Source organism: Desulfosporosinus orientis DSM 765, from assembly GCF_000235605.1.
Taxonomy (GTDB): Bacteria; Bacillota; Desulfitobacteriia; order Desulfitobacteriales; family Desulfitobacteriaceae; genus Desulfosporosinus; species Desulfosporosinus orientis.
Map to the genome: position 1 here is coordinate 3936947 of NC_016584.1, position 17897 is coordinate 3954843.

Sequence of the window (17897 nt, forward strand, 5' to 3'; positions counted from 1 at the left end):
ACGAACGCAATGTGGATTGATAAAACACATAATATTAAAGGAAATCAAACTGCTGGTTTTTCGTTCATAACGGTATGTCTCCGGGGGCTTGCCGCCCTACTCATGACCTTCCTTCTGTGTCTGACGGGATACTTACCCGTACAGGCCGCTTCGCCGGATGACTGGTATGGGGTGAGCGGCACCTTCAACCAGAAGGACGGAAACCAGTACAACAGCGGAAAGCTGCAGCTGTTGCCTCTGGATAATGGGGGTGTACTGTTTGAACTCGATGTAATGCAAGGCAGTGAAGCTGAAGATATGACCACAGACTTCCGTTTATCGGGCACTTTCCATGTGGAAGAAAACGGAACCGGCACCTGTGAAGAAGAAACGGAAAGCGGCTTGGTTTCACTGCGGTTTGTTCTTGATGGAGATACAGTCACAGTCACACAAACCGGCACTCTCCCCGTTCCAGTCGAGGGAATCTACATCTGGCTGGAAAAGTCTCTTGAGGTTACACCGGAATCGGCGGGAGAACTGCTTGAAGGCCTCGCGACAGCGGCGACCAGCCTGAATCACAATAACGGGGAATACCGGCTGGAAATGTCCGATACGGAAGTAGACGGCTGGTTTTATGATATGAAGGCTGTTTTTGCAGACACCGGCGTACTAATCGGGGAATTCCTGATTGCCAACGACCTCAGCGCTGTTTATCGCATTGATACTGAAACACCCATCCTCATTTATGGTTCCGCTGATTCCATGATGAAAGCGGCCCATGATATGGTATTGGAGAAAGGCGAAGAACCCCTTACCGTTGCCGGATCAGAAACCGATATCGGAGATGGTTTAGTCTATTCCATACCATTGGTGACTGCGACGCCTTCCCGCTCTGCTCTGCCTGTCGGGGAAACGGCGAAGGTGGTATCCGTAACGCCGGGAAATGTTCCGGCAATGATCACATGCACATCCGAGAATCCTGAAGTCGCCTCCGTGGATGCAGATGGTGTTATTACCGGTATTTCGCCCGGAACGGCAACTATCACCGGAACACTCTCCGTGGACGGCTCAGAAAAAGCCTTTTCTTTTGATATCAATGTCTGGGTCAAATCCATTCAGGGTCTGGATATCAAGACCAATTTCCAGGTCGGAGAGACCTTTAAGATGAACGCTCAGCCAATCGGAGTGTCAGATCCAATCAATTGGAGTGTTTCCAACACCGATTTGGCAGAGATTGATGCGTCAACCGGGGTATTTACCGGAAAGAAAGAGGGACAATTGACGTTGATTGCTCAATCCGGCGACTTGAAACAAGAATGGGATGTCAAGGTTGGATCTGCTTCTGCATCCTCTGATGTTGGTGCGAAAGCGACTAGTAATTCCGGTTTCCTTCTGGCATCAATTGTCGGTTCCTTGCTTGTAATAGGTGTTGTGGCATTGGTTTTGATAAAACAAAAGCAGAAACATCACAATCCATAAAGATTGTTAGGATCACCTGATGGGTGATGTTTCAAGGAAATTATAATGAATAAACGAAAAATATTAGCTGGGAGATAGTGAAAATGAACTTACCTAAAAAGCTGATGATATTTATGGGCATCTTCATAATGTGTCTGGAATTGACGGGATGTTCAGTAAAGAATGTTGCAGAGAAGCAACAATCACAAAATCTGGAAACGCAAACGTCCAAGCCACTGGAATCGCAAACACCCGAACCGCAAGCGCCTACTGATAAGGCAACGATGAACCCTGACGGTCCTACCAGATTACTGCCCCCGTATTCATACGAAACAGAATCCAGGAATTGGAATGTTAAGGGGATCACCGTTAAATATCCCATGTTCGTCAATACCAGTACTCTGGAACCCAGTCTTGAGGAAAAAGCTGATCAAGCCAATGATCTGATTATGAATGATATGGAAAACCTGATCGAGACCATTCAAAGCAATGTTGATGATGAAACGCTCACTATCGACGGTATATATGAGTATTCTCAAATCTCACCGATAGTCCTGAGCATCCGCTATGAAATAGACTACTATGCAGAATCGTTAGCTCATCCCGTCAGTCTCTACCATACGCTAACCATCTCTTTGGACAAAGATTCCGTCATTCCTCTTTCTGATTTATTTGTCATAGACAAAACCTTTGTTGAAGACTATAAATCCAATTGGATGTATGCACCCTCCAGAGATTTAGACCTTGAAGCAGCCGGCGTTAATATCAAGGAAGAAATAGCAAATCAATATTCCAACGAGGATCTCATAAGGCTGTTTTCCCAAGCAGATGCGCAATACTATTTGACAGATCAGGGCCTTATTTTAAGTATCGAAGTCCCCCATGCCCTGGGCGATCATTTAGAAAAGGCCATGAAGTATGAATTCCTGGAGGAAAACATGAAAAGGGACCATCCTCTTTGGGCCAATTATATGTTCTTGAAGGGAGATACTTTAGAAGGAACCCTGGACAACAATGAATGACAATTGAATCTATACAGGCTAATGAAAGGGGCTTGCTCTGAAGTCAGTAATGATTTCAAAGCAAGCCCCTTTTTACTTAGAGGAGTTATACCCCGTATTTTCAAATATTTGACACAAAAGCGTTACTTTTTTAGGCAAGATAATGTAAAATATTAACCAATCAGCCCTCTTGTTCGGAGGTTGCAGCATGCGAATAAGCTACAATACGAAAAGCTTTTATTTTACCGATCGTATAACGGATGCCATGAAGGAGATTTTTGACTATCCTCTGACAATAGTCGAAGCCCCCATGGGCTACGGAAAGACAACGGCAGTTAGGGAATATCTTGATAATAACCCAGCCAAGATGCTGTGGCAGAACATTTATGATAACACTTCAACCGGATTCTGGAACGGGTTTTGCAGGCAACTGGACACCCTTGACAATAACTGCGCCCAAAGTCTTATCCGGCTTGGCTTTCCTGATGACAGTGTATCAATTCAGGAGGCGTTGCATATTATAGGCACCATTGATTTCCCTGAGCAATCGGTAATTGTCATTGATGATTATCATCTTGCGGGATGTGCTGAAATAAACGCCTTTATTGAATCCGTCGTGCGTAATGAGATATCCAATCTTCATATCGTCCTGACCGCGCGTTACATCGAAATTCAGAATATTGAAGAGCTTAAATTAAAGGGATATGTTAATCATTTAAAAACGGAAATGTTTGAGTTGACTCCTAAAGAGATAGCTGAATATTTCAGACTCTGCGGTGTAAGCATACGAGATTTTGATGCCGAAAGGCTCCATGCCCTGACGGAAGGCTGGATCAGTGCGCTTTATCTTCTCATGCTAAATTACATCGCGAACGGAACTTATTCCGACATAACGAACATATATAAGCTAATGGAGAATGCCGTCTACGCACCCTTTTCGGAAGAAGTCAAGGATTTCCTTGTGACGATGTGCATATTTGACAGTTTCACGGCGGATCAGGCCGCTCATATGTGGGGAAAAGACAATACGACTGCTCTTCTTGAGGAAATAACCCATAGAAACGCATTTGTCAAGTATGACACAAGGCAAAAAGCATATTATGTGCATACCATTTTAACAAACTTTTTGAAGGATGTGCTTGAAGGAAAGAATATTAAGTTCGATTTGTATCGGAGAGCGGCGTCCTGGTATTTGAAAAACGGCAATTTCATACAATCTATGCATTATTATTACTTATGCGGTGATTTTGAAGGAGTATTTCAAGCCATTGAAGTGGAAAAGGCAATCAACATTAATCCCCCGTATAGAAAAGAACTGGTCGTGAAATATATTACCGAATGCCCTGATGCCGTTAAAGCCAAAAATCATTTTGTAATGCTATTATTTGCGTTCCGTTTGTTTTCATTCAATGAGATTCCTCTTTTCAAGATGACTTGTGATAAATTCGTAAGAAATATCGATAACGATATTACTTTGAACGAAAATGAACGCAACCGTCTTATGGGCGAATTTGAAATGGTTCTGAGTTTTACCGGGTATAACGACATCAGCCGTATGGCAAAGCATCATCGAAAAGCGGGCCAGTTGCTGAAGGAGCCTTCCTCCATTATGTATGCGAACTCCATCTGGACATTTGGTTCTCCCTCCGTTCTATATATGTTTTACCGTGAATCCGGAAAATTGATTGGGCATATTGAGACCATGATGGAGGACATTCCCCTTTACAGCCGTTTATCAAATGGCAACGCAGCCGGAGGTGAATACGTCATGAGTGCCGAATACCATTTTAACACGGGTTGCTTCGAAAATGCTGAAATTGTGGCGCACCAGGCAATGTACGAAGCTCAATCAAAGAATCAGGTTGCAAATATCATATGCGTTCTGTTTCTTAAAATGCGCATTGCCTTGGTTCAAGGCGATTTTCCCGTCGCCCTAGGCCATTTGGAAAGTATGCGCGACGAGATTGTAAAGGAAAAGGAATACCTGTTAATCCATACTGTCGAGATCTGCGAAGGCTATCTTTACGCACTCCTAGGAAAAGGTGACAAGGTGCCCGTATGGCTTGCAATAGGTGATATCAGCAGTTATAGATTGCTGTTTCCGATCATTCCCATGATTAATATCGTATATGGCAGGACGCTCCTCACAAATGGTGAATATCTTAAGCTTATCGGCAGTTCCAAGCATTTTATAGGGATAGCCTCTGTGTTCCCGAATCTATTGGCACTGATATATACAAATATTTACATTGCGTCGGCTAATAACCGTATATTCAGGGAAGCGGATGCTTTGAATGTCATGAGACGGGCTCTTGAAATGGCTCTTCCGGATAAGGTATATATGCCTTTTGTAGAGAACTGCGATTATATCAGGCCACTTCTTGAGAAGCTGTACAGGGAAGGCTTCAGGCGCGACGGAATTGCCAGGATTCTTGAATTGTCGGAGCCCTATCAAAGGGCCTTGGATCAGATCAAAAAGGAACATTTCTCAGAGTACAGGACAGGATTGACAAGCAGAGAGGAAGAAATAGCGAGACTTGCCGCCGAGGGCTATTCAAACAAAGGTATCGGGAAAAAGCTGTTCATATCTGAAAACACCGTAAAAACTCAGATGAAAAGTGTGTTTGAGAAGCTCGGCATCAAATCCAGAGTACTGTTGAAACAATTCTTCTAGCAATGAACGTCCGTATTGTGCAAAATCACCCTCCGGATGATAGAAAAACATAAGTAGCCGTCATACACTTAAAGGGTGGTAGATTTTTTATGTTTTTGGAGGTTGATGCATGAGTCGGATAAAAGGTGTAACGCCATTGGATGGTTACCGTCTTGAGATCATGCTGGATAACGGCAGTGAAATAATCCTTAATCTTGAATCCAGGCTTTACACAGTAAGATTTGGCATGCTTTGGACAAGGAGTTTTTAAAAAAGGCTCAGCGGGTGGTTTGCTCTAGCCCTATAAGCGTAAACGGGTCAACAAACTCTTTGATGGTCAGCTGATCTGCTGAGGATATCCTCTTGTAATTGTTTACGGATTAGATGCTCTAATTCGCCGAGAAACCTGCTCTTCTGAAACGAAATATACGGTCTGAGGAAATATAAAACATACTTCATTTTTGCCCATAAACCCCTTACTACCAAGCTACATCCGCTCTATTATATTGAAAATATTTATCATATCCTATCATATGGTATCAAAACAGCCTATTATCTTCCCAATGCATTCCAATTTTTTAAAATATAGATTCCCGCTTTGTTCCTTTATATTTCATTTCGTTACAAGATTCCTAGAAATTTTTTTGGAATTTTGTTTAATTCTATAATAAGTATGCTCTTAATACTTTCATTGCAATCCCAAGATTGTTATCACCTCTTAGAAAGCTCCCCATATAACTGTCAGCAATATAATTGATGATTTCAGTTCTTGTGCATATCGCTTCTATTTTTTTCAGTTCATCAGTATGAAACTCTATCAACCTATCAATCCAAGATTCTAGTTTTTCACTAATATGCTTCACTGGAAAATTTGCTTGCATATCACATTTATTTGCAGTATTCGAAGTATTATTACTCATAGAATTATGTATTTTTTGGAAATTCCTAAAAAAAATACTGTAACCCTGCTCTACATGGCTGATAAAATCTATATTTTCGCAATCAAGGACACTTTCTTGGTGCATTGCTAACTTCCAAAAGTAGCCTAAAACTTCTCTTTTAAGCTGTTCTTTATTTCCAAAATAATTATATAACGTCCCTACAGAAACTCCTGTTTGGCTGGATAAGTCTCTTAACGTCAAAGACCTGACATTTCCTGAAGTTAGCATTTCCATTCCTATTTTTAGGATATCTTCTCTGCTGACGTCTATTATCTTCATTTCATCACCTATTTCTGCATTTAATATTATTAAAGCAACGCCTAACAACATATAGCCCAACAATTCTGCAAAGGTTCCTAATTATGCTTTTTATAATGTTGATCCTATTACCTACAATGACCCATGCACTAACATTAATAATCATTATACTTGAAACTATATAGTATACAAGGCATGTTTTTTAATACAATATACATTGTCCTACATTTTTGGCTACAAACTCAAATAACTAACCTCTCATTCCAATAATCTGCTTGTAAAATTACTCCCATTCAAATTCAATATATCTAGCTACAAACCTAGTTCCACAAGAAAAAAGTGCAAACCCTAATCCAGGATAAAAAAATGCGATAAACCAATCTGGCACTATATGGTAAGATCTCATAAGAATCCCTCCACTCATCATAATAGCGATAATGATATATTGCTTTTTATCAAAAAATCTCCAAAAAGCTACTCTATCTTCTTCGTAATCTCTAATTCTTGTCTCGTGCTTTTTAACTAATTTAGAAAAAATCTTTAAATAAAATATTAAAAATATGATAGCAGCTCCTAAAAGAATAAGCCCTAATGAAGTTGATTTTTTTAAAAACGGATAGCCTGTTTTCATTACCATAAATCCTGCAAACATCCAAACACATCCTGCAATCAATAATAAATATTGTTTTTTTACTGCAAATAGTATCATATCCTACACCTCTTTTTGAACATTGTTCAAATGAACTATGTTCAGCATACTGCTCTGGTAACACTATGTCAATAATTTTCTGGAATGCGGTGAATAAAATATTTTTCGTCGATATGACGCTTGACACTTATCATTCGTGCAGTTCCAAGATATACTGAAATTTCTGTGGGAAGAATTTTACTTTATTGTTACTGATGCCGATACGGATAAGCAGATGCTGGAGCGTACCATTGAAGGCTTCCGTAGATTTACAGAGGACTGTTTGCCAGGCGCCCGTGAGAAAGGCATCCTTTATATGCGACCGGCGTGTGGCAGTCCGGCGAGATAAAAGGCCACCCGGCCATGAAGCAGGCCTACGAAATGGGCATGCGATCTGCCGAAAAGGAACTTCATTTTAACTTGTATATAAAAACAAAGGCGTCAAGATTTTCTATCCTGATGCCTTTGTTTTTTCCTGTCTGAGGTCATATCCCGTGGGCACCCCCTTTTAAGCTATGAAACGGCCCAAAACGGGTAAAATTTGCATTATTTACCTTGTTTTTGCTCACTTTTAGCTCTAAAAGCACAATGTTTTGTTCCTTCAGTTACGACTTAGGAAAAGAATCGGATTGATAAAGTTCTGCAGGTCGAACACTGTGCCCACGCCAGCAATGGTGGTCTTTAATCCTTCGAATTTACCTTTACGTCAGAAAGCTCTTGTAATTCCTGAGCCGATTCTCTAAATTCCTTGATTCCTTGACCCAAACCTCTTCCTAATTCAGGTAATTTCCCAGGACCAAAGATAATTAGTGCAATCACGAGAACGATGACTAACGTAGTTGGCGTTAAGAAGCCAAATGTAATAAGCATATCTTCTCCACCTCGTTAAATTGACATTAACTGTTCCTTATTAACACCTTAATCCTTCCAACAATTCTTATTATATAATTCTAACAACCATTTTGGTCGGTATACAAACAATGGATTGACCTGGTTGGGAGATAGCACCCATGCTCGTACATATCCCTTTTGGGCATAAATGCTTATCCATTCTTGGTACATACAATGTCCCATTCTCCATAATTACTTTGGCCGTACCTTTTTTTACTGGTACGTTAATCTGCTTCTTACTCATTGAATTCAGCTTGCCCGACGCTACCTTTTTTCCGTCTACTGTGATTTCATAGGAAGCCCCTCGATTACCTAAACTTGTAGCAGCGACTGCTCCTAAAATCAGAACCAAGAATTCTCCAACAGAAACCATCTCTACCCCTCCATCATATTCTTTCAGATAATTATTAAGTTATTGTTTTGCTTCCTTGAAAGCCCTTTTAAATCCTAAGGTAGCTTTCCTCTGGCTATCCTGCTCAATGACCATGCCTTCCGTTCCTTGAATATTATTGATTAGCTTTAACCCTTGTTGGGCATCCATGGTCGATATCCCTGTAGACAGTGCATCAGCCAGGGCTGAATCCGAACTTAAAACCACACTCTCAAGTGTCTTGCTAACTGGATAGCCTGTGTAGGGATTGATGACATGACTGTATTTTTTTTCATCGTTTGTAAAGAATTGTTCATAATCGCCTGAAGTATCAATTCCTTGATTCACTAAGTCTACATAACCTATGATCTGATCCTTTTGTTCTGGATCGCGAATTCCGATTCGCCAAGGCTTCCCTTGACTTTTATCGCCTAGAGCGTAAATATTCCCTCCGGCAGAGACCAAGGCAGAATGAATATTATTTTGTTTAAGAACCTCAACCGCTTGCCCGACAGCGTACCCTTTAGCAATCGCTCCTAAATCAAGCCTCATATTTGCCTCTGAAAGAAAGATACTATATTGATACTGATTAAAAATAATATTTTGATAATCCACTAATTTTAAAGTTTCCTTGACCTGTCGCTCATTCGGAATCGGATTGTGTTTTCCATCCGCTCCGATCCCCCACAACAACGTGAGCGGGCCAATAGCTGGGTCAAATGCACCATCAGTCATACGTGCAACTTCAACGGCCTTTTTAATTGCTCTAAACGTTAAGGAGGATACGACGACGGGATGTTGGCCTGCAGCCTGATTTATAAGTGAAACTTCACTGGTTGTTGAATACATATTTAATTGATCACTAACTTTTGCCATCAAGCTTAAAGCCTCTTGAACTGCTTCTTTCGCATGATAGCCATGAGCTTCTATATAAACTTCAGTGTCAAACAGAATTCGAGTTTCATGATAATTAGCACTTTGTTGGTAGATGGGATAGCCTTTTGTTGCTACAACCATTGCAACAAATATTAGAAGGAAAGATACTCCCAATTTTTTCTTTTCCTTAATATCACTTAACATCTGTAATCCCCCCCTGCAGGAGTTATGCTATTTCATTGACATTCTCCTCAAGTGTATTTCTTAGTAGACTGTCAGGGATTGGTACATACTTATAACAATCAAAATGCTTACAAGAATAACCAAAAATACCACAATATAATCCTTGCTACCCATTTTATCATTGTTGCTTTTTACTTCTTCGGCCATCGTTTTACCTCCCCGATTTTTTTCATAAACAGATTTTAAACTGTGTTTAGAAAAAAGATCTATAGAACCGTTTTAGTGCTTTTTCTTAGCTTTTAAGCCCCAAAGACTTTCAGGGACACTTGAAACCTCTGAAATCGCCCTTTTAGGGGCTCGTTCAAATAATTTATCGATGAATCGTCTGGCTTTAAGGATGAGTTCGTTCACAACTCCAACCGGACAAAAGTATTTGCACCAAAACCGATCGATAAATAGGGATGAGAAAAGCACAATAGGCAGAATAAACCACATAACGCCAAATCCTTTGAGTCCAAATAGAGTGGCAAATGGTTCATAACCTGCAAATCCGGGAGTTTGAAATATTAATGCCAGCATTAGCGATAGATAAGCAAAGACATATTTGATCTTTCGCAATTTCAGGTCAATCTCTTTTCGGCACCGGAATTTTCCTCCTCCTATTTTAGCAGCTACTTCCTGTGCTGCACCGAAGGGACACAACCAATAACAGTAGATATTCTTACGCAAGGCAAAAATCAAACCAGGAATACCTGCTAGAAGGAGATACCAAAAAACATATTGTTTGACGGGAGGAAAATATCCCATCAAGAGACTAGCAATATTGGACATAGAAATCGCTGCATTAAATTTGAATCCTAAAAAAATCAATCCACCAATAAGGGTAACCCATCTTAATTTTGAAATTTTAAATTGAACAGAAACGTAAGCCAAAAGGATTAATGCGAGAATTGACATCTCTTTAAGTCCAAATTTAACGGGAGTAGGTTCTTGAGTCACGGAAAGACCTAATTGCCTTTGGGCCACAGAATGAGCCCCTTGAGCAACTGCCATCGCTACCCCTCTCGATGAGTAGGTCGCACCAGAAACCCGGTCAATGTCATTTTCAATACTTAACGAATCTGTAACAGGTTTGCTTATAAATTGCTTCAAATAACCCTTATTTTTCAGCATCTGAATAAAGCTTGGTGTATCCTTATGATTTGCAATGACTATTCCTACAATTTTTCCCTGCAAATCAATTCCCGTGACCATGGTCAAGGGACCACCATAGCCCGTAGCTTCCCCTATAGCGACAAAACCAACTTTCTTCTGATGATCCTCGTCGGAGTATCCTTCATAGACGACAGGGCTCGTAGATACTTTTACAAAATACTGTGCTTGGGGAAGTGACTCCTTTACTTTGGGTAATAAGTCATTTCCCCGAAGAAAGTAACTTGAGATTAAGGCAATTACTAAACTCAATATGACAAAACCCGTGATGATTCGTTTTAAAATGATTGGTTGTTTCGTTCCCTCCATAATAGAATCCCTCACTCAAATTTTTAATTCAAAATAGAGTAACCAAACATTGAATTAATCAAATTTGCTCATCACTCTTTTGTAAGCAAGTCATAAATCCGACTCAAATAGAAGCCGGATTTATGAAAACAAAATATTATTTATTGAGAGACAATTTTCCCTTTATTTTTACTGCTTACCTTGTCGAAGGGTTTACCCACTCTGAAAAATACAATGAGTAGAATTATCTCAATTCCACCAAAAATTAAAGTTCCCATCCCAGCAGATTGTACTTCCCCTTCAACAAGACTTGTCACAATCCATCCCAAAGAAAAGGCCAACCATAGAAGTAATACCCCGTAAAGCCCCCATTGCCACCAAGATAATCCTTTAAACTTTAGAACTCCATACCAAACTCCTGAAGCAAGTATGGTACCCATTAATATCCAAAATAGTATCATAACTATCACCTCGTTTTATTAGTATTTAGTATCCTTTTTCCACCAATCCTTAATTTCTTGTGTATCATTAACCTTACCAAAGCCAAACAAGTCATCCATACTTCTTAACATCGGTGCAGCAGGTGTCCCGGCCATGGTTCTGGCTAATTCATGATGCCATACATCCAATTTATTGTATGGGCAACTAGCTATGCAGCTTCCACAGTCTCCACCATTCTCTGACCAAAATTTAAAACATTTTTCTGGATTGATTGCCCACTTTCTCACACCTGGATTATTGGAAATCGACGGACCCTGCTGCATCGAGGGTTTTTTATCTCGAGAAATGGCTTTGCTCGGACAAGAGTCCGCACATTTCATGCACGTCTCACAAAATCTCTCTACTCCAAACGTAATAGGTTTGTCAGCATTCATTGGCATGTCGGTAAACACCTTACAAAGTCTCACCCTCGGACCATACTGTGGGGTAATCAGAAGACCATTACGTCCTAGTTCTCCTAAGCCAGCCTGTACACCAAGTGCTGGGCTAATGGCTGTGTCGTTACCACAAGGAATGGCTTGATAACCCAGTTGACGGATAAATGTCGCTACTTTATGTGCAGTCTCGGCCATATGTGAATATGCCAGTCCAGCGGCTGCACTTTCCAGTAAAGTTGGAGCCGTTAAAAAAGATTCATAATCCATTTCAATTGCCATAACTATGACGTGCTTTGGTTCAAATGAAAATTCCGGGGAACTGTTTTCGCCCGTAAATGGGTTAAAAAACTCTGAATATACCCATCGATCATCATAATCTGCAATACCGACTAAACTGGCGCCCAAAAATTTAGCAGCCTTTTTAATTTTGCTAGTACCATCTTCAGCATCTTTTACTCCTGGTTTGCGCTGATTAATTGGCCCTTCCCAGGCATATAACCCTTGATTGGGGACTCCAAATTCACTGTTAGTTGCAAACTCATGATCAACTGACCAAGCGGCTAATGCAACTGCAGCATCTGTTTCAGTAAAGCCTGGTTCACCTGATGGGGGGACTACTCCATGAAACTTTTCGCTAAATGTTTTTCCTATAGACATGATTTCGGGATCGTAACCAAACCTACAGAAAATAGTATTTTTCTGATTAAAGCGTTTGTAATCCTTGGCAATCTCGATGGGCATGTTATCATGGACAATAAGCGGTATTGACTTTTCTGTACCTTCTGCCAATGCTTCTTCAGGTTTAGTAAACGGGTTGACGCCAATTGTAGCCCCGACAGCTGTAGCAACTCCAATACCCAATGATGATAGAAGGAATTGCCTACGGTTTAAATTATTTTTTGATTTTGTTTGATTTGCTGGGGCTTGCTCAGAAGGTACCTCTTTTTCTTTAAAATTTTCTTCCATTCCTAGGCCTCCTTAGTGAAATGTATAACTTTAAGACATAAATGCATTACTAATAATAACAGCCATAAAAAAACAGACCTGTAGTCTAGGCTACAGGTCTGTTTATAAAACAAATTCTAAATTATTTTAAAGAACTTGATCAACTTTAGGAATATATTAATCTAATAAAGAAACTCTTTTTAAAATATATTTTCCGTTTTCAATATCAATTATGTCCTCTTCCCGTAAGCTTTTTAGAACCCGAGCTGTTGTTACTCTATTGAGACTGGCTAGATTGCCAATAAACTGTTGACTAAGTGGAAAGTTTATTTTTATCATTTCTTTCTCAAAATCTCCATAATGTTTGGCAAATTGGATAATGATCTTTAAAACTTTACTTTCAGCATCTTGAAAACACTGTTCCCCCATTTCAGCCATTAATCCTCGCGTTTTATTACAAATGGACGTGATAAAGTACTTTGAAAAGTCAGGATTATTATCTATGGCTTCTATAACAGTGTGATATTCAATAAAAACTAATTCAAGATCCATTAGCGCCGTAACAAAGGTCCCTGCGGGTCTTCTGTCATAAGTGGGAACATCTCCGATAATGCATACCGGTTCCCCAATAAATATTATTTTTTCCCGGCCATCAAGGGAATAAAGCAGATATTTTATTCGTCCCTTTAGTAAAACATAGATACCGTTTAAAATATCGTCGGGCGTAATAAATATTTCTCCCTTTTTTTTGAAAATCGTTTCCCCTAAGTTTTTAAAGTAATCTATTGTAATATTAAATTTTAGAAAAGTATTATCGTCCATTCTCCTTCACTACTTTCCGTAAATTATTCTTACAATAGCAATCGCTTAACTGCTATTCGTCCAATCCATAGACAAAATTAACGGACATACTGGTATGGTTACCTGTAAATTTCTTACTGCACATTAACTAAACTAGTACAGCGATCTTGTGCGTTTTTTCGATCCCATCGGCCATGGACAGAACTATAAACTTTAACTCTTTCTGACTGACTTTACCCGTAAACAACAGTATATATTGCTTCACGTACATTCTCAAATTTAACACTGAGAACAATTTCAAATTCTCCGGTAAATGAGGCTAATGCCGAATCAGAAGGCCATATCCCTCCAACTACCCTTTGTCATCTGCTAACTGCTTCCACCTTACACCTTACATAACGATGTAAAGGCGTACCTGCGACGCGATCACGGTGAGTGTTTTTGGTCAGACGATTGACACCCACCCCATAAGTCTCCCCATTATACTCCAATCCAAAGCCGTGTGGAATGATCACCATACCGGGACGAGTCACTTCGGTTGTCTCCAACTCTATTTCCACCGTTCCTGCCTCAGTGGTAACCTTCACAATTTGTTTGTCACTTAGACCTAGCCGCTCAGCATCATCCGGATTCATGGCCAGGGTACAAGCTCGTCGTCCACGATTCCACTCCGGATTCCGCATCAAATTATTGGCATTCTCGTCGATATGCCTTCCGGCCAGGAGAATAAAGGAGTATTTTCCATCCGCCTGCAATTGCTCTTCTTCAAACCCGCTGCAGCATAGAGTGATTCTGGGATAGCCGGAATAAAGCCCAGTTTATCCGCTAGACGAGTTAAGATCTCACTTCCCTCTAGGGGTTCACCCTATGGTTCCACGATGGGCCTGCGCATCTGGCAGTAGATTTCAGGATAATTCACCTGAAAATACGTGGTATCCCAGCGCTCGTAAAGCGAGCGATCGGGCAGAACGTAATCCGACATCTTGGCTGTCTCTGTCATGGCAACATCGATAGTTACCAAAAGATCCAGCTTAGAAAAAGCTTGTTCATAGGCTGTAGTATCTGCAAAAGAACGCAAGGGGTTGCTGGAAGAGACGAGCACAGCACGTAACCGTTCTGGGTGGTCGCTGTTTATTTCTTCAGGCATCACGTTAGGTGGATGCATTCCGAGAAGGGCAGGGAATCCAGTCTTCAGCGTCCGCCAGTTTTTGGGGTTTCGATCATCCGTATGTGCACCCATGGTCATTAAGTAGCCGGGAACAACATTCCCACCTGGTACAAAAAGACGTCCACAGATGGCGAGGAGAACAATTTCTAAATATGTCGTCACCGTGCTATGCCTGCCCATTAATACCCCAAGGTCTGGATTTGTTGGCACAATTAGCACCTAAAAGTACCTAAAAAATGATAAAGTTACAATTAAGGGGCTTTGTGCATAACACAAAACCCCTTAATTTCCAATATTAGTTATCGGTAACATTGAAATATTGATCCCGAGTATTGACCAAGTACATGCATCAAAGCAATCACTTTTTTGTCACTAGGCGATAGTATTAGTTCCTGATCCAAGTAGCACCCAAATCCACATTATAAAGACAGCCAAATATTGTGATCCCGCTATCAGGAATATTTATTCCATCGCTTAAATATCAAGGGCAGCATGATATCCCTGATATACTGCAGTCGTTATGGTAGACGGCTTTACACAATCTCCAATCTGTGCAACGTAAGGTGCACAGTCAATTAAGTCTTCCACTACGTTTCTTCTTGCTCGCTGTCCAAGTGCACAGATTACTGAAGTACCTGGAACAAGCTGCTCTTCACCAGCTGCATTAGCACAAACAACCCCTTCGTCTGTCACACTTAATCCCTTATATTCTGTATGAACATGGATCTTATAATTTTCAATTTCCTTTAACAGAATCGGACGATGTCTAATATTTGCATCCGGAGCTAGTTCCGTTCTCATCTCTACCAGATGTACAGTCTTGCCTTCCTGTGCAAGATGGACCGCTGCTTCACAACCTGCCTGACCGCCTCCTAAGACTACTACCTGATCGCTGACCTTATCCTTCTCCAAATAATAATCATTCACAACGATTACGTTATCACCATTTAAACCAGGAATCGGAGGAACAAGCGGTTCGGAACCGACTGCGATTATTAACGCATCAACGTTTTCTTTTTCTAAGTACTCTTTTGTAACAAGCGTATTTAAGCGAATCTCTACACCGGCATCTTCTGCCAATTTCCCAAGAGTAACACCTAACTCATACATCTCATATTTAAATGGAATTGCCTGTTCTCCCTTTAGGATGCCGCCTAACTGATCAGACTTCTCACAAAGGATTACCTTATGCCCACGCTTTGCTGCGGTAATAGCAGCTTCTAATCCACCTGGTCCGCCGCCTGCTACCAGAACCTTACATGAACGGGAAGAAGGAACAATTTCAACTCCATCCAATTCACGCCCGATTAATGGATTAACCGTACAGCGTCTTGTAGACGTTACCGCACGTTCTGCCATACAAGTAAAACATCTCAGACATTTTACAATGTCCTCATCGCGATTACTCATAACCTTTCTTGGAAGTTCATGATCAGCCAGCAGTGCACGGGCCATCTCCACAACATCTGCCTTACCCGTAGCGATGATTTCTTCCATCATAGCCGGGTCATTTAGGCCGCCAACTGTGGCAACAGGAACACTCACGTGCTTCTTAATCTCAGCTGCAAGATAGACATTGCTTCCATGAGGTAAGAACATAGAAGGATGCGTAACACTAAATCCTCTCTGGTAAGTTCCTGCAGACACATGCAGTAAATCTACTCTGGATTCCAGCAATTTGGCAATTTCTATGCCTTCTGCCAGATCATAGCCCCCTTCGAATAACTCAGATCCGCTCATTCTAAACTCGATTGGAAAACCAAGGCCTACTGAATCACGGACACTGTCAAGAACCGCTTGTGCAAAACGCACTCTGTTTTCCAAAGGACCGCCGTACTTATCTGTTCTGTGGTTAAAATATGGGGATAAGAACTGATTAATCAGCCAGCCATGTCCGCCATGAATCATAATCATTTCAAAACCTGCTCTTTTAGCTAGGCCGGCACACTTTCCATAAGCGGTTACGATGTCAGAAATCAGTTCCTCTGTCAGTTCCTTTACTTCCAGGCCATCTGGGCGAACCAAGGCACTTGGACCCCATTGGGCAAGCCCGTGTTTTTTATTCTTGTCAGTCAGATAAGTTCCGGCATACTGTCCGGAATGGGACAGTTCTACACTGGCAATTGCGCCGTGACGACGGATAGCATCTGCAGTGTAGGTAAAACTCGAAAGCGAACCTACCGTCTGTAGATCAAGATGATACATATGGGAACCTTCTGTTTCCGGATGAACTACACATTCACTAACAGTTACAGAGGCAGCCCCGCCCTTGGCTCGTAATTCATAAAAAGCTGTAGATGCGCGTCCAATCGTACAGTCAGCAGTGATATCTGTTCCTCCCATTGGAGCGGAAAACATTCTGTTTCGAAAATTAACATTTCCAATTTTGATTGGTTTACACAGGTTGGGATATTTTCTTTGCATTCTTTCATTCTCCTCCCTATTGATTTACATTAAGAGATTATTCCCCTCTTAGTAACTTAATTTCTTTGCGGCAAAAATACCGAATAATTAAGCTGAGGATAATCTGCCATTGCTCTATTTTCCGCATTCAGTGTATTTATCAGGCCCAACTTAGAAGAAACTATCCTCTGATATCTCTGTAGACTCCATTTTGTAATAAACTTCACATACTAATGTTTGTATTCTGCCATTTTTTTGTTATATTTATTGTAATAAGAAAAGTTAAACATGTCAATTATTACATGTTTAACTTTTCTTATTACAAAATTACTTTGTAAAGGTGATGGTTGATGGGATGCGTACGCTAAAATATGCGATTTTAGGGTTGATCAATAGGGAAGCGATGACTGGCTATGATTTAATGAAAATGTTTAATCTGGAACTGGTGAATTTTTGGTATGCGCAGCATAGCCAACTCTATCCTGAATTAAAAAAATTAACAGACGAAGGTCTGATCACTTACGAAACGGTGCTGCAGGGCCAGAAACTAGAAAAAAAACTCTATTCAATTACAGAAGCAGGAAAAATTGCTTTTTTAAACTGGCTAAAAAAACAAGATCTCCTGGAACCGACACCTAAGGATATTTTCAGGCTAAAAGTCTTCTTCATCGAGTCCATGACTAAGGAAGATATTCTGAAGCATTTTTCTTATCAGCTTGATCTGCGCAAAGAGAAATTAGAAAGATTGGAAGCGACAATGGCTCAGCATCCCTATTCCAAGACTATTTCTGATGTTTTTTCACCCTTGTATGGAGACTACATTGTGTTGAAAAGTGCTATCATGAGGGAGCGCACCTATATTGATTGGCTGCTAGATTGTATTAAAGAAATTGAGAACAGCTAA

Annotated in this window: 18 protein-coding genes; 5 read left to right on the forward strand and 13 right to left on the reverse strand. The window is 40.6% G+C overall.

Annotation, left to right across the window (positions count from 1 at the left end; all coding sequences use genetic code 11):
• Window positions 1-9 precede the first annotated feature (9 nt).
• The 4 genes from DESOR_RS29010 (at window position 10) to DESOR_RS28245 (ending at window position 5362) form a co-directional block, all read left to right on the forward strand.
• Window positions 10-1458 (forward strand): Ig-like domain-containing protein, encoded by a 1449-nt coding sequence (locus tag DESOR_RS29010; protein ID WP_014186090.1) that lies wholly within the window; start codon window positions 10-12, stop codon window positions 1456-1458.
• Window positions 1459-1541: 83 nt separating this feature from the next.
• Window positions 1542-2459: a hypothetical protein gene (locus DESOR_RS18425; RefSeq protein WP_014186091.1), complete on the forward strand. Its 918-nt coding sequence runs from the start codon at window positions 1542-1544 to the stop codon at window positions 2457-2459.
• A gap of 187 nt (window positions 2460-2646) precedes the next feature.
• The gene (locus DESOR_RS18430; protein ID WP_014186092.1) at window positions 2647-5112 is read left to right on the forward strand and encodes a LuxR C-terminal-related transcriptional regulator; all 2466 of its coding nucleotides are present in this window, start codon (window positions 2647-2649) and stop codon (window positions 5110-5112) included.
• A gap of 109 nt (window positions 5113-5221) precedes the next feature.
• Window positions 5222-5362: a DUF2442 domain-containing protein gene (locus tag DESOR_RS28245; RefSeq protein WP_014186093.1), complete on the forward strand. Its 141-nt coding sequence runs from the start codon at window positions 5222-5224 to the stop codon at window positions 5360-5362.
• Window positions 5363-5753: 391 nt separating this feature from the next.
• Here the strand turns inward: DESOR_RS28245 and DESOR_RS18435 are convergent, their stop codons facing one another.
• The 13 genes from DESOR_RS18435 to DESOR_RS18485 all read right to left on the reverse strand — a co-directional run bounded on the left by DESOR_RS18435 (window position 5754) and on the right by DESOR_RS18485 (window position 17014).
• On the reverse strand, window positions 5754-6362 hold the full coding sequence (locus DESOR_RS18435; RefSeq protein ID WP_148265293.1) for a TetR/AcrR family transcriptional regulator: 609 nt from the start codon (window positions 6360-6362) through the stop codon (window positions 5754-5756).
• Between the two features lie 211 nt (window positions 6363-6573).
• Entirely contained in the window at window positions 6574-6999 is a 426-nt protein-coding gene (locus tag DESOR_RS18440) for a hypothetical protein (RefSeq protein ID WP_014186095.1), read from the reverse strand.
• A 660-nt stretch (window positions 7000-7659) separates the two neighbouring features.
• Window positions 7660-7848: a Sec-independent protein translocase subunit TatA/TatB gene (locus tag DESOR_RS18445; protein WP_014186096.1), complete on the reverse strand. Its 189-nt coding sequence runs from the start codon at window positions 7846-7848 to the stop codon at window positions 7660-7662.
• Window positions 7849-7918: 70 nt separating this feature from the next.
• Complete coding sequence (locus DESOR_RS18450; protein WP_014186097.1) at window positions 7919-8242, reverse strand: NusG domain II-containing protein; 324 nt, start codon at window positions 8240-8242, stop codon at window positions 7919-7921.
• A 39-nt stretch (window positions 8243-8281) separates the two neighbouring features.
• Window positions 8282-9319: an FAD:protein FMN transferase gene (locus DESOR_RS18455; protein ID WP_014186098.1), complete on the reverse strand. Its 1038-nt coding sequence runs from the start codon at window positions 9317-9319 to the stop codon at window positions 8282-8284.
• A gap of 60 nt (window positions 9320-9379) precedes the next feature.
• Window positions 9380-9505, reverse strand: coding sequence for a hypothetical protein (locus DESOR_RS30715; RefSeq protein WP_014186099.1), 126 nt, complete (start codon window positions 9503-9505; stop codon window positions 9380-9382).
• 72 nt (window positions 9506-9577) lie between these two features.
• Complete coding sequence (locus DESOR_RS18460) at window positions 9578-10819, reverse strand: 4Fe-4S binding protein (RefSeq protein ID WP_014186100.1); 1242 nt, start codon at window positions 10817-10819, stop codon at window positions 9578-9580.
• A 140-nt stretch (window positions 10820-10959) separates the two neighbouring features.
• Window positions 10960-11259: a hypothetical protein gene (locus tag DESOR_RS18465; protein ID WP_014186101.1), complete on the reverse strand. Its 300-nt coding sequence runs from the start codon at window positions 11257-11259 to the stop codon at window positions 10960-10962.
• 18 nt (window positions 11260-11277) lie between these two features.
• The gene (locus DESOR_RS18470) at window positions 11278-12642 is read right to left on the reverse strand and encodes a reductive dehalogenase (RefSeq protein ID WP_014186102.1); all 1365 of its coding nucleotides are present in this window, start codon (window positions 12640-12642) and stop codon (window positions 11278-11280) included.
• 156 nt (window positions 12643-12798) lie between these two features.
• Window positions 12799-13443 carry a Crp/Fnr family transcriptional regulator gene (locus DESOR_RS18475; protein WP_014186103.1) on the reverse strand — a complete coding sequence of 215 codons (645 nt, stop codon included), beginning with the start codon at window positions 13441-13443 and terminating at the stop codon, window positions 12799-12801.
• A 341-nt stretch (window positions 13444-13784) separates the two neighbouring features.
• Window positions 13785-14177, reverse strand: coding sequence for a molybdopterin dinucleotide binding domain-containing protein (locus tag DESOR_RS30395; RefSeq protein ID WP_052304326.1), 393 nt, complete (start codon window positions 14175-14177; stop codon window positions 13785-13787).
• Between the two features lie 110 nt (window positions 14178-14287).
• Window positions 14288-14587: a molybdopterin-dependent oxidoreductase gene (locus DESOR_RS30850; RefSeq protein ID WP_345788308.1), complete on the reverse strand. Its 300-nt coding sequence runs from the start codon at window positions 14585-14587 to the stop codon at window positions 14288-14290.
• Between the two features lie 477 nt (window positions 14588-15064).
• Window positions 15065-17014 (reverse strand): oxidoreductase, encoded by a 1950-nt coding sequence (locus DESOR_RS18485; protein ID WP_014186104.1) that lies wholly within the window; start codon window positions 17012-17014, stop codon window positions 15065-15067.
• 334 nt (window positions 17015-17348) lie between these two features.
• Between DESOR_RS18485 and DESOR_RS18490 the strand changes: the two genes are divergently transcribed.
• The gene (locus DESOR_RS18490; RefSeq protein WP_014186105.1) at window positions 17349-17897 is read left to right on the forward strand and encodes a PadR family transcriptional regulator; all 549 of its coding nucleotides are present in this window, start codon (window positions 17349-17351) and stop codon (window positions 17895-17897) included.